A 13,283-nucleotide genomic window follows, 5' to 3' on the forward strand; every position below is an offset into this window, starting at 1 on the left:
AAACCAGAAGAAGAATGATTAAGGATGTCCGCATGTATTAGAAACAATCAGTACGAATCAAACCAGTATTATCTTAGGGAAGAATTGTTATCAAAGCCCTTTAGATACAATCAGTATTAACTTCCATAATCTTTAGCTAAACCAATCGATATTCTTTTCCGGGGAGCGGTTTTACAAGGCCTTCGAATTCCAATTGCAACAGAATGGAAGCCAACTGATTTAGTTGAGTTTCACTTTGCCAGCTGAGTTCATCAATGTGCATTTGCTGGCCATTTCTCATAAGAATATCCAGTACCTTTTTTTGAGGCGGAGGCAAATGGTCAAAGCTTCTGACCTTAGGCTTGGAGTCTGTAGCCGATTCAAGGTCCCAGTTTAGACTCTCTTCTATGTCTTTAAAACTCGTATAAATGGAGGCTTTGAAGTTTCGTATCAGCAGGTTGCAACCCTCTGAATAGCTTTTGCCTAGTTCGCCAGGTACGGCAAATACCGGTTTGTCATAGCTATAGGCGATATTGGCCGAAATGAGAGCGCCTCCTTTGGCAGCAGCCTCAACCACTATCAGTGCATCGGAAAGGCCTGCGATAATACGGTTTCGGGCAGGAAACAACCGGGCATCGGCTTTAGTGCCAACCGGATACTCACTAATGAGGCCTCCTCGGTCCAGCATTTTTTCGGCAATGTGGCGATGGGCGGTAGGGTATACGGTATCGAGGCCGCAAGCTAACACGCCAAAGGTAGCCAGGTTATACTTCAGTGCTGCTTCATGGCTTTTTACATCGATTCCATAGGCCAACCCGGAAATTATTACAGATTCAGAGCTCTTCGCATTTTCGACAATTCGCTCGGTTTGAGCCAGCCCGTATTTGGTGGCTTTGCGAGTACCAACAATGCCGAGCATACGCGCAGTGTTGAGTTTAGGGTTTCCCTTGGTATAAAGCACTATTGGGGCATCGAGAATAGACTTTAACCGGCTCGGGTAAGAGTCTTCTTTGTAATAGTGGGTGTTAATGTTAAGCTTTTCCGAATGCTCTAAAATGCGGTCTGCTTTCTTTAGCCATTGCTCTTCACCGCTAATAAGGTCGGCAAGTTTTTGGCCCAGGCCGTTTACCTTGGTTAGGCGGCCTTTGGTAGCTTTAAAAATGTTTTGAGGGGTCTCAAAGTGGTTAATCAATTGCCGGGCCAGCACGGGGCCAATTCCTGGAATAAGAGAAAGCGCCACCTGATAGCGCTTGTCGTCACTCATGGAAGGTTGTTCTTCATTTCCATTAAAAACTCCCGAATACGTTTTAGTGAGGCAACCATCTCTGCTTTGTCGTCTATACTGTCTTTGCTGGCCTTTATGTGTTCATAGGCACCTTGAAGAGTATACCCTTTTTCTTTAACCAGATGGTAAACGAGCTTCAGCTTTTTGAGATCGTCTTGTGTGTATTTACGGTTTCCTTTGGCGTTTTTTTTGGGGCGGATAAAATCAAACTGTGTTTCCCAAAAACGAATTAAAGAGGTAGCCACCCCCAACTCTTTGGCCACTTCACCAATGGTGAAATACTTCTTCTCTATAGGCTTCTCTTTGTACGGCATATCAACTAGTTACGAAAATAACCAAAACAATTACTTTAAGAATAAGTCTGTCAAAGAATCTCTAAAAAAGCTTATTGGTTGGCATAAGAACCCAGTGATTGGTTTTCGATAGAAGCAAGTCTGAGAATCTCTTCGTATTGATTAGAATCCAGATCCATGTAAAAGTAGTTTACCGGATTTACGGCTCTGCCGTTAATGTGTACTTCGTAGTGTACGTGCGGGGCGGTAGACTTACCCGTGTTGCCCACATATCCAATGACCTGACCGCGTTTTACGGTTTCGCCATTGCGCACGTTGAACTTACTCATGTGTCCGTATACTGTTTCAAAACCAAAACCATGATCTATTTTAATGTGCCAGCCCAATCCGCTAAAATCCCTTTTGGTCAATACCACTTTACCATCGGCTGTGGCGTAAATAGGGGTGCCCTGTTCGGCAGAAAAGTCTACTCCGTAGTGCATGCGTTTCACTTTCAGAACAGGGTCGGTACGCATACCAAAACCAGATGAAAATCTTCTCAGGTCATCGTTAGAAACCGGCTGAATAGCTGGCATGGCCGCATAATAAGCATCCTTATTTTTAGCCAGTTGCATTATTTCATCGTAAGATTTGGTTTGGATATACATTTTCTTCTTTACCCTGTCCAGCTTATCCAGTGTGCCAATCACCAGGTCTTTGTTCGATAAGTCACTTTCCAGCAAGTTTCTGTATTTTAAAACTCCACCCGAACCCGCTTCTCGCACGGTCTCAGGAATAGGTTCGGCCTCAAAAACCGTTCGGTATACCTGATCATCTTTTTGTTGAAGCACCTTTAGCATTTGGTCCATACCTTCCAGTTGCTCTTGAGTAAACTCATAGTAGAGCTTCAGTTCTTCATTTTCTTTTTTCAGTGCCAGCTCCTTAGGAGAGTCGAAATATTTGGAGAGAACTACGATAATGCCAATGGCTAAAACAATGGAGAGGGAAATAAAGCCCAAGGCGTTGATCACTACATCTCGTTTTTTTACCTTGATCCGCTCGTATTTGCAGGTCTCGGTATCGTAGTAATATTTTATTTTTGACATTAAGAATCCTTTTTGAAAATCTCCTAATTTTGTGCCCTTGCGCAGCTTTTTAGGCTTCAACAAAAGTAACAATTTTATTCTAACACAAACCACCTAATCAACGGTTCTGCTATGCTAGCCAAAGAGATCAGATCTAAGTTTATTTCCTATTTCGAAGAAAGAGGCCACAAGTATGTACCCTCAGCTCCAATGGTTCTTAAAAATGACCCTACGCTGATGTTTACCAACGCGGGTATGAATCAATTCAAGGATCTTTTTCTGGGCAATGCAAAGGCCGATTATACCCGGGCGGTAAACAGCCAAAAATGCCTGCGTGTGTCAGGTAAGCACAATGATTTGGAAGAGGTAGGTATAGATACCTATCACCATACCATGTTTGAAATGCTGGGCAACTGGAGCTTTGGCGATTACTTTAAGAAAGAAGCCATTCAATGGGCCTGGGAGTTGCTTACAGATGTATATAAACTACCAAAAGATAGATTATATGTAACTGTATTTGAGGGAGATGAGTCAGAAGGCTTAAAGTTTGATCAGGAGGCCTTTGATTTCTGGAGAAGCTATGTCGATGAGTCGCGCATTTTGAACGGAAACAAGAAAGATAACTTCTGGGAAATGGGCGATACAGGCCCATGTGGTCCGTGCTCGGAAATTCACATAGACCTGAGAACAGAAGATGAAATTGCGAGGGTTCCCGGAAAAGAACTGGTGAATAACGACCACCCGCAGGTGGTGGAAATATGGAACCTGGTATTTATGCAATTCGACCGAAAGGCCGATGGTCGATTGGAATCTCTACCAGCCCAGCACATCGATACAGGAATGGGCTTTGAGCGTTTGGCTATGGCCTTGCAGGGTAAAAAGTCTAACTACGACACCGATGTGTTCACCCCGTTGATCGACAAAGTGGCCCAGTCGGCCGGAGTGAAGTATGGTGAAAAGAAAGAAACAGATATTGCCATTAGGGTAATAGTAGATCATATCAGAGCCATTTCATTCGCCATTGCCGATGGTCAGTTACCGTCTAACAATAAGGCCGGGTATGTGATCCGTAGAATTCTGAGAAGAGCCGTTCGCTACGGTTATACGTTCCTCAATTTCAACAGTCCGTTTCTATACCAACTCGTAGATGTGTTGGCCGATCAATACAAAGGTTTCTTCGATGAGCTGGATAGCCAGAGAGAGCTCATTGCCAAAGTGATTAAAGAAGAAGAAAACTCCTTTTTGCGCACTTTAGACAATGGTTTAAAGCGATTGGAGCAAATAAAGGAGAGGCTTGTGTCTCAAAATGAAACAACTATAAATGGGCGTGAAGTATTCGAACTTTATGACACATACGGCTTTCCGGTAGACCTGACAGCTCTGATTGCACGGGAGAATGGTTTCCAGATCGATGAGCCTGGATTTCAGCAAGCCATGGCCGAGCAGAAGAACAGATCGAAAGCCGATGCGGCTTCTGAGAAGGGAGACTGGACTGAACTATTGCCCGATGTAAAAGTGGAATTTGTAGGCTATGACCATGAGGAAGCTGAGTCGCGAATTATCAAGTACAGGGAGATAAAAGAAAAGAAGCGCACGGTGTTTCAGATTGTGCTCGATAAAACACCCTTCTATGGCGAAAGTGGCGGACAGGTAGGTGATACCGGAGTTATTGAAAGCCAAGAAGAAACCATTAAAATTCTCGATACGCAGAAAGAAAATGACCTGATAGTTCATTTTACCGATAAGTTGCCTGTTAATCCGGCTGGTGTGTTTCATGCCAGAATAGATAAGAAACGCAGAGCCTTGATTAAGTTTAACCATTCTGCCACCCACTTGCTTCATGCAGCTTTGCGAGAGGTGCTCGGCCACCACGTGCAACAGAAGGGCTCATTAGTGAGCGATAGCGTATTGCGCTTCGATTTTTCGCACTTCTCTAAAGTAGAGCCTGAGCAAATAGAGCAGATTGAGCAAATAGTGAATGAGAAGATCAGGGAAAATATTACGCTCAACGAAAAAAGATCCGTGCCCATAGAAGAAGCAAAGTCTATGGGAGCGATGGCTCTTTTTGGAGAGAAGTATGGAGATTTTGTCCGTGTAATTACCTTCAATCCTGATTATTCGGTAGAGCTTTGCGGAGGTACCCATGTGGAAGCTACCGGGCAGATTGGTCTTTTCAAAATAGTTTCGGAAAGTGCTGTTGCCGCAGGGGTAAGACGAATTGAAGCCTATACCGGTCCCAAGGCTTTTGAGTATGTCCAAGATCAGGAAAAGGAGCTTAAGTTGGTTAAGGAGCTGCTTAAAAACCCGAAAGACCTGACCAAAGCCATTGCCTCGCTCTTAGATGAGCAGAAAAAACTAACCAAGGAGATTGAATCGCTACATGCACGGCAGGGGGCTGAGGTTAAAAGAAATCTATTGCAAAAAGTAGAGGCTAAAAAGGGCATCAATGTACTGATTGAGCAAATCGATATTCCTTCGGCCGATGCTTTAAAGAAACTATCCTTTGAGCTTAAGAATGAGGTATATAACCTTTTGGCAATACTAGCCGCCAATGTTTCCGGTAGCCCGCAGATTTCTGTTGTTATCAGCGAGAACCTGGTCAAAGAGAAAAGCCTGAATGCCGGACAACTGGTGCGCGAATTGGCCCGGGAAATTAAAGGTGGAGGCGGAGGTCAACCGTTCTTTGCTACTGCCGGAGGAAAAGACATAACTGGTTTAGAACGTGTAGTCACTAGAGCTACAGAAATGTTGGAGAGTTTTGCTTGACGTACTTAAAAAACTGGAAGAGGAGGGCTATGAGGCCACTATTGGTTTAGAGGTGCACGTTCAGCTGAACACCGTTTCCAAGATTTTCTCGGCCGATGCCAACCACGAAACAGAAGAGGCAAATACCCATGTGAGCGTAATAAGTCTGGGACATCCGGGTACCTTACCGGTACTTAATGCCCAGGCTGTGGAAAAGGCTGTCTTAATGGGGCTTGCTTGTGGTTCTCAGATTAGTCGTTACAATACGTTCGACAGAAAAAGCTATTTCTACCCCGATCTGCCCAAGGGCTATCAAACCACGCAGGATAAAACGCCAATCTGCCTAGGAGGAAAAATTCCATTGTTTGGAACCAACCTCTTGCAAGAGCAAGTGGAACTGCATCATATCCACCTGGAAGAAGATGCAGGAAAATCTATTCATGATGAAGAAGCAGGTACACTCATTGACCTTAATCGTGCCGGAACTCCGCTCATTGAAATAGTGACCAACCCCTCGGTGGCCGGACCCGATGAGGCGGCTGCATGCCTTCAAGAAATTAGGCGCATGGTGCGCTATTTGGGTATTGGCAATGCGAATATGGAAAAAGGAGAGCTCCGGTGCGATGCCAACATTTCCATTAAAAAGAAGGGAGACTCACTGTTGGGCGAGAAGGTAGAAATAAAGAATATGAACTCCTTCAGCCATGTGAGAAAAGCCGCCATTTTCGAATTGGAACGCCAATTGGCTTTAAAACTGGCCGGAGAGCCCGTGGTGGTAGAAACCCGAACCTTCGATCCTGCCACAGGCCAGACCTATGGTATGCGTTTTAAAGAGACCATGAATGACTATCGCTACTTTCCCTGCCCCGATTTGCCTCCGGTGGTTCTAGATGATCAATACCTGGCTGGTTTGCAGCCCCGGGCCAATGAAAACCCTAGGGTTTATCGCCAGCGATTGACTCAGAAATATCAACTATCTGACTATGACTTGGGTATTTTAACGGAAGAGAAAGAAACTGCTCAGTATTTCGAAGCGTTATGCCAGCAGGGCGTGGAACCCAAATCGGCTGCCAACTGGATGAATGGCCCTTTGCGAAGCTTGCTTAATGAAGAGGGGAAAAACCTATCAGAGATAGCCATTGGTACTCAACAATTGGCAGAGCTCATAAAGCTTGTAGAAGAAGATAAGCTGGTCTATCAAACAGCTGTGCAGCAATTGTTACCTAAGTTACCAAAGGCCACAAAAAGTCCACTTAAATTGGCTGAAGAACTGAATTTGCTGGTTTCTGAAGACAAAGCCGAACTAGAGGCTATAGTTCGTGAGGTATTGATATCTTTGCCCAAAGAGACTGAAGCATTCCGTAAGGGAAAGAAGAAACTATTGGGGCTGTTCATTGGCGAAGTAATGAAGAAAAGCAGAGGTAAGGCAAACCCAAAAGTGGTTCAGCAAGAACTTTTAAAAGCATTAAACTAAAGATGAAAAAATACATTGGTATATGGGCACTGGCTATTTTGAGTGCCTGCGGAAGTAATACACCGGGTAAAGTGACCATCTCCGGCACCATTGAGAATGCTATTCCTCAGGGAGAGGTTGTTTTAGAGCGATTCGAAATAGGTCAGGCTAGTCCTGTTAAAACAGTGTATTCAGATCATGAAGGCAACTTTTCAATGGATCTGGAACTTTCAGAGCCAGGCTTTTACCGACTGAATATCTACGGAGAACAATTCGAAACCCTGGTGTTGGATAATGAAAATATAAAGGTAAAGGCAGCCGGAAAGGCCGGAGAGTTTATTGAAGCTACCGGATCGGATGATATGGACAACCTGAAAGAGGTTTATGCCTATTTGGATACTTACCAGGCGAAAATGCAAGGTATCAATCAGCGATTTTTGACCGCTCAGAGCGAGGGCAATCAGGAACTGATGGAGGAGTTGAGAGCACAAGCACTCGAACTTGAGACTGCTAAAGTAGACCGACTAAAGAAGATGGCCATGAGTTTCGAAAGTTCTCTGGTGAGCTTACTGATTACTGACTTTATTAGCAATAAGACTGATGAATTCGCATTTCTTGATTCGTTGGCTACCAAGCTTCAAAAAGAAATTCCTAATTCTTCAGACGTTCAATACTTCGCAGAAAATGTAGAGGCCTTTAGGCCGGCTGTGGCCATGGGAGAGGTGGCTCCTGACATTACCATGGAAACTCCCGATGGAGAAATGCTAAGCCTTTCCGATTTGCGTGGTAAATATGTGCTGCTCGATTTTTGGGCAGCCTGGTGCAAGCCTTGTCGTATGGAAAACCCGAATGTGGTGCGCATGTATGAGAAGTACAACGATGAAGGTTTCGAGGTGTTTAGCGTGAGCCTGGACCGTTCCAAGCAGCAATGGATAGATGCTATTGAAAAAGATGGCTTGGTGTGGCCTTACCATGTGTCCGATCTCAAGTATTTTCAGTCGGCAGCAGCCATAACCTATAAAATTAATGCCATTCCTTTTGCCCTACTGCTCGACCCGGAAGGCCGTGTAATTGGCAAGAACTTACGAGGCCGTGCCCTCGAAGCCAAGTTGGCGAGCATTTTTGGTGAATAACCATTTCTACAGAATTTTGAGAAACGGCCTCAAAAACTAAGCGTCATTCCCGACATCGATCGGGAATCCCTTTAAATTAAACAAGCATTCAAAGAGGTTCACGGTTGAGCTTGGCCAAGGATATCAAAAATAGTTGGCGTTTGAGATCGTATCTTTTTCGCCCTAAATATTGCCGTCATAAACAGCCAAATGCAATTACGTAGCATTACGTATTCCCCTGTAGTGTCAATAAGCCTTATCTTAGCGATAATTACCGGGTAGACATGAACCACATTTCCATTGTATTGGCAGACGATCACCCTTTGCTACTTGAAGGGCTTGAGGCGAACCTTATATCAAAAGGTTACAACGTGCTGGCCACTGCAAAAGACGGAAAGTCAATTTTGAAGATTATTACTGAACGAGTCCCTTCAATTGCTATTTTAGATATAGAAATGCCTGAGATGGATGGACTTTCGGTAGCTAAGTATTGCATGGAACACGGTTACAACACCAAATTCATTATCCTTTCTTATCATAAGGAGACAGAGTTTATTGCCAGAGCCAAGAGCCTCAATGTTTCCGGGTATCTTTTAAAGGAAGATGCACTGGAAGAAATTGATAACTGTATTCAAGAGGTGGAAAAAGGGGGGCAGTATTTCAGCAAAGCGTTTCAACTAAAGGATGTGAAGAATGCGCAGTCTGCGCTGGAACGCGTAGAGTCGCTCACTCCGTCTGAACGCAAAATTCTCAAACTCATTTCCAAAAATCAATCGACCCGTGATATAGCCGAAAGCCTCTTTATTTCGGAGAGAACGGTAGAAAAGCACAGGAGCAATATTATTCAAAAACTGAATCTTGAAGGGAAGGCTAATGGTTTGATTGCCTGGGTTTTGCAGAATAAACATCTATTGAACTAGTGAATGGCCTTAAACACTATCTGAAACCCTTGTTTTGGCTGTGGCTGCTTTGGGGTACCTGCTCACTTTTGGCACAAACTGATAATGACAAAGGCGTTCTTTCACTGCAAACCTATGGTGTAAAAGACGGGCTGGAAGTTGGCGACATTCACTCGTTAGTCTATGACAATAATGGCTGGCTGTGGATTAGCGGTCTTGAGTCAGATTTAGGAGCCAGTACCTTTTTAAAGAACGTGCCCAAACTGCAGTGGTTCGATGGATATAATTTTCACACCGTGCCGTTGCCGATTTCCGAAGAACTTTCGCCCATTAGCTTTTTGCTAAAAAAGCGAACAGATGGGCTCTTCTATTTATGGTTTTCCTCCAACGGATTTGATGAGATTTATCTCTTCAACCCTTCCACTTTCAAAGTTCAGTCTGTACCTATTCCCACTTTGGATGGTCATGTAGATATTTCAAACATCTTTGTGCAAGATACATCCACTTTTATATCGCTGGATGCTTTTGGAAAGTCCAGCCTGTTTCGCCTAAATGACGATTTAAGCTTTGATAAGCTATTCGATTTAATGTCTGAGCGAGGTGAGTCTCACTTGCATCAGGTCATCCCTTTCAAAGATCATTTCCTTATTTCCGAAGCCCGCATGGGCATAACCGCTTATGGACTCAAAGGGCAAATTTTGAAGGAGTTTGACTATGAAGACTTCGATCTTGAAAAAGTGGCTAATCCGGAAGTTCTGGCACTTGTTGGTTCGTTCTTGTTTGAAGGAAAGTATCAGTTTGTCCTAAAAAATGGCTACGGAACCTATCAATACAACGACCATGAAATGACATGGTCAGAGAGTAATTTCAAGCCGGCCCGCAGTGCAAAGAAAACACTCATAAATACCGGCCTATACCAGAAACTCTATGCCATCAACGACAACCATGGAAATATAGCATGGTTCAACGTGGCGGAAGGTCAACTCATAGTTAAAAGAGCGTATGTAGATGAGGCGCATGACCAGCCCGATGTTCGGGTAAATAGGGCCAATGCGATCAATGCCGCAAGTCGTGATTTAAAGGAAGAATTGTTTTTGACCGAACCGGGAAGGCTGGCTCATGTTGTTTTTAAAAATTTTGGTGTAAGCACTTTTTTAGAAGACCACAGCCTAAGGTGCATAATACCTTATGGCCCCAATAGGTATTTGGTGGCTACAGAAGCCAGTGGTTTTTATTTGATAGATATTGCTGAAAATACGGAAGAACCCTTTCCGATCTTTCTCGATGGTCAGCCATTTTCAGCTTCGGAGATCCGAGGTGTTTTTATGGACCAACGCGGCATCTGGACCAACTACAACGAAGGTGTCTTATTCATAAACCCTGATACAAGGGAAGTTGAGAGATTCAGGCACTATCCTGTCTCTGCAATGGTAGATGATGGAAATAGAATAGTCTATGGAGCCGCAAACTTTCCGCTAATGGAATTCGATAAGTCCAGGAAGGTTAACAGACCCCTGACAAAAAACGATTCACTGAACGTGATGGATCTGACGAAATTTAATGACAGCTTTTATGCCACCACAACCAGCGGTCTGTTCAAATTTAAACAAGGGGAAGAGGTTTATGTAGATATTCCCATATCATCAGACAAGTTGATGATGCTGAGTGTGCTAAAGCGGCATGGGCTGTTATTTACAACTGTCGATGGCAGAGTGTATCAAATAAAAGAGGAAAACAGCCGGCCCGAATTGTTTTTTACCGATCCTGCCGGGAGCCCTATAGCATCGGTATTTGAAGATCAGGAAAAAAACCTGTGGTTTGCCACATTTTCAGGACTTGTAAAGTTCAACCCACAAACCGGAGAAACAGAAAGGTTTGTGGAAGACGATGGCCTGAGCAATAATGAATTTAACCGATTCAGTTTTCTTCAATTAGAAAATGGTGGAGTGTTTCTTGGTGCCATAAAAGGGCTTAACTATTTCTTTCCGCAAGACCTTGAAAAAGTGGAGAAAGGAGGTGAGGTGGTACTTACCGGCCTTACTTATTTCGATAGCAAGGTAAAGTCAAACACCACCATAATAGCTCCGGCAGAATTGGCTGAGTTAGGCAGTGTGTCTCTACCCGCTGAAAACAAATTCTTGAGAATTCAGGTAGCCCCGGTAGGGCTCACTCAGCCCACAAAGGTGAACATGGAATTTAAGTTGAACAATGGTGAATGGCTACCCATAAAGCAGCCTGGCGAAATTCAGTTCAATAACCTCGAAGCCGGCCAGTACCTGCTAAAGGTTAGAATGGTGGACTCGGAAGGAGCCTCTTTTGGGAAGGAGTTGTCACTTCACATTCATGCCAGGGAGTTTTTCTATAAAACCTTATGGTTTGGATTCTTGTGTTTGCTGGTTGTTATTGTCGTGAGCTATTATTTTATAAGGCAAGCCAACAAAGCAAGAGCCTTAGGGCAACACTACTCACGAGCACTTCTGAGAGTTCAGGAAGAAGAGCGAATGAGAATATCCCGCGATTTGCACGATAGTGTAGGCCAACAGCTGATTTTGCTAAAGAATCAGGCCAATGCCAGCCGCGATCCGCAGATGGTAAAGAACGTTAGTGCAACTTTGGAAGAGGTAAGGAGCATAACCAGAAACCTACACCCGGTAGTATTGAGTAGGTTAGGACTTACGGCCGCTCTGGAAGAGTTGATCCGTAAGCTCGATGAAAATACAGAAGTGTTCTTTGCTATTGAGCTGGAAAATATTGATGGTATTTTCGATGCAGAGGAAGAGCTCAATCTGTATCGCATTATTCAAGAAGCTCTAAATAATATTGTAAAGCACGCCAATGCCGTTTCGGCCAAGCTTACCATAGCACGAAAAAAGAACAAGGTGCTAATTAATATTCAAGATAATGGTAAAGGCTTTTCGGTAGAAAATGAACAACAGTCGGGAGGTTCATTAGGACTGAAAACACTGCACGAAAGAATAGCCATGCTCAACGGCAAGATAAACATTGAGTCAGATGCCCATGGTACTCGCATTGAGTTAGAAATACCTTTACAATAGCTCAAATCCTAATATTTGACCTTTGTTCCACGCTTGGATTGTCTCACGCAAGGGTTAAAATACGTATCGCTACGTATTTTTTGGGTTACATCTCAGGTTTAGCTTTGTATTGCTTACCCATTATGAAAGTTAAATCAATCAAATCAATTTTCTATTGTAGAGCTGTTTCGAACTTCGAGCCTTTTTTAGAGAGGATGAGTATAAGAATATCACTCACCTTGGTATTTGTGGTTTTAACTATTGTTAATGGGAATGCACAAGAATGCGCTACTCTGTCAGATGAGTGGCTAAACCCAGCTCCATCAACAGTTGTTTATAACTACTCAACGGGCAGGCTTACAGGTATACCAGATCCGGCCAACTCAAATAATCCAACAGACTCAAAAATAATCTTTGAAGGGTTTACCAGTCCCACTCCTGGTACAACTCCAGTGGGTGCGGTTACATTGGGCTTAGGCTTTCTGTCCGATGCAAATAATAATGCCCGATTCGATGTAATGGTCTATAATGATAATTCTGGAAAGCCTGGGACTCAGGTTGGAGGAGTTACAGGCTTATCGCCTACGGCATTAGGGGTTCCGAGTAACTCTTTTAAAGAAATTTTTATCGAGTTGCCCTCTCTTCCTGTTCCCACTACCAGTAGGTTCTATGTGGGAGTAGTCATGCATCCCGGAGATGCGAATGATCAATTAATAGTTCAGTCTAATGCCCATGGACAAGGAAATGGAGATGGTTCAAATAGCATTACCACAACCAAGTTCGGAAATGAAAAGATATTAAGTGTATATAGTCGGGACGTGGACTTGAAGATACTTCCTAAGCTTGGGACAGTAGAAGATGCTTCTTTCAGTTACAGTAATAGTAGTTATTGCTATAACGGTACTGATCCTTCTGCTACAATTACAGGTGATGCAGGCGGTACCTTTACGAGTTCTCCTGGAGGGCTTGTTATGAATAGTTCTACTGGCAGGATAGATTTGTCAATCAGTACTCCCGGTACTTATATCGTAAGGTACACGACTAACGGTAGCTGTCCCGTTTCTGAAACAAGAACGGTGACAGTGGTAAACGATACTCCTGTTATTTCCTGCCCAACAAATAAAACGATTAATATAAATGCGGCTACAACAACCACGGTTCCCGACTATCGGGCTATGGCCGCGGTTACTGATAGTTGTGACCCAAGTCCGACTGTCACCCAAAGCCCAGCTTCAGGAACTGTTGTGGGCTTAGGTAACCATACAATTAAATTAACCGCTACAGATGCAGCTTCCAATGTTGATAATTGTACTTTTAATCTTTTGGTAAGAGATGTTACGGCTCCCACGGTAATTATATCTAGTTCTGTTAGCGATCCAACTAATACTGCCTTTACCGCAACTTTCACATTCTCAGAA

Annotated in this window: 9 protein-coding genes; 6 read left to right on the plus strand and 3 right to left on the minus strand. The window is 43.7% G+C overall.

Annotation, left to right across the window (positions count from 1 at the left end; all coding sequences use genetic code 11):
• Positions 1–136: 136 nt before the first annotated feature.
• The 3 genes from dprA to B3O12_RS05115 form a co-directional block, all read right to left on the minus strand.
• Positions 137–1,243: a DNA-processing protein DprA gene (gene dprA / locus B3O12_RS05105; protein ID WP_286755539.1), complete on the minus strand. Its 1,107-nt coding sequence runs from the start codon at positions 1,241–1,243 to the stop codon at positions 137–139.
• On the minus strand, positions 1,240–1,578 hold the full coding sequence (locus B3O12_RS05110; RefSeq protein ID WP_189629929.1) for a MerR family transcriptional regulator: 339 nt from the start codon (positions 1,576–1,578) through the stop codon (positions 1,240–1,242). The genes dprA and B3O12_RS05110 overlap by 4 nt, the downstream gene beginning before the upstream one ends.
• Before the next feature lie 71 nt (positions 1,579–1,649).
• Positions 1,650–2,642, minus strand: coding sequence for a M23 family metallopeptidase (locus B3O12_RS05115; RefSeq protein ID WP_189629930.1), 993 nt, complete (start codon positions 2,640–2,642; stop codon positions 1,650–1,652).
• A 111-nt stretch (positions 2,643–2,753) separates the two neighbouring features.
• Between B3O12_RS05115 and alaS the strand changes: the two genes are divergently transcribed.
• The 6 genes from alaS to B3O12_RS05145 all read left to right on the plus strand — a co-directional run.
• Positions 2,754–5,387 carry an alanine--tRNA ligase gene (gene alaS, locus B3O12_RS05120; protein WP_286755540.1) on the plus strand — a complete coding sequence of 878 codons (2,634 nt, stop codon included), beginning with the start codon at positions 2,754–2,756 and terminating at the stop codon, positions 5,385–5,387.
• Positions 5,380–6,840, plus strand: a complete 1,461-nt coding sequence (gene gatB, locus B3O12_RS05125; RefSeq protein ID WP_286755541.1) for an Asp-tRNA(Asn)/Glu-tRNA(Gln) amidotransferase subunit GatB — start codon at positions 5,380–5,382, stop codon at positions 6,838–6,840. Before alaS ends, gatB begins: the two co-directional genes overlap by 8 nt.
• A gap of 2 nt (positions 6,841–6,842) precedes the next feature.
• Positions 6,843–7,952 carry a TlpA disulfide reductase family protein gene (locus B3O12_RS05130; protein ID WP_286746993.1) on the plus strand — a complete coding sequence of 370 codons (1,110 nt, stop codon included), beginning with the start codon at positions 6,843–6,845 and terminating at the stop codon, positions 7,950–7,952.
• 263 nt (positions 7,953–8,215) lie between these two features.
• A complete protein-coding gene (locus tag B3O12_RS05135) occupies positions 8,216–8,851 on the plus strand; it encodes a response regulator (protein ID WP_189629934.1) in 636 nt (211 codons plus the stop codon).
• Complete coding sequence (locus tag B3O12_RS05140; protein WP_286755542.1) at positions 8,851–11,886, plus strand: sensor histidine kinase; 3,036 nt, start codon at positions 8,851–8,853, stop codon at positions 11,884–11,886. The genes B3O12_RS05135 and B3O12_RS05140 overlap by 1 nt, the downstream gene beginning before the upstream one ends.
• Positions 11,887–12,008: 122 nt before the next feature.
• Positions 12,009–13,283, plus strand: a 1,275-nt coding sequence (locus tag B3O12_RS05145; protein WP_286755543.1) for an HYR domain-containing protein, incomplete at its 3' end; no start/stop codon positions are given.

The organism is Roseivirga sp. UBA838 (assembly GCF_002296035.1).
In the GTDB taxonomy this organism is placed as follows: domain Bacteria; phylum Bacteroidota; class Bacteroidia; order Cytophagales; family Cyclobacteriaceae; genus Roseivirga; species Roseivirga thermotolerans.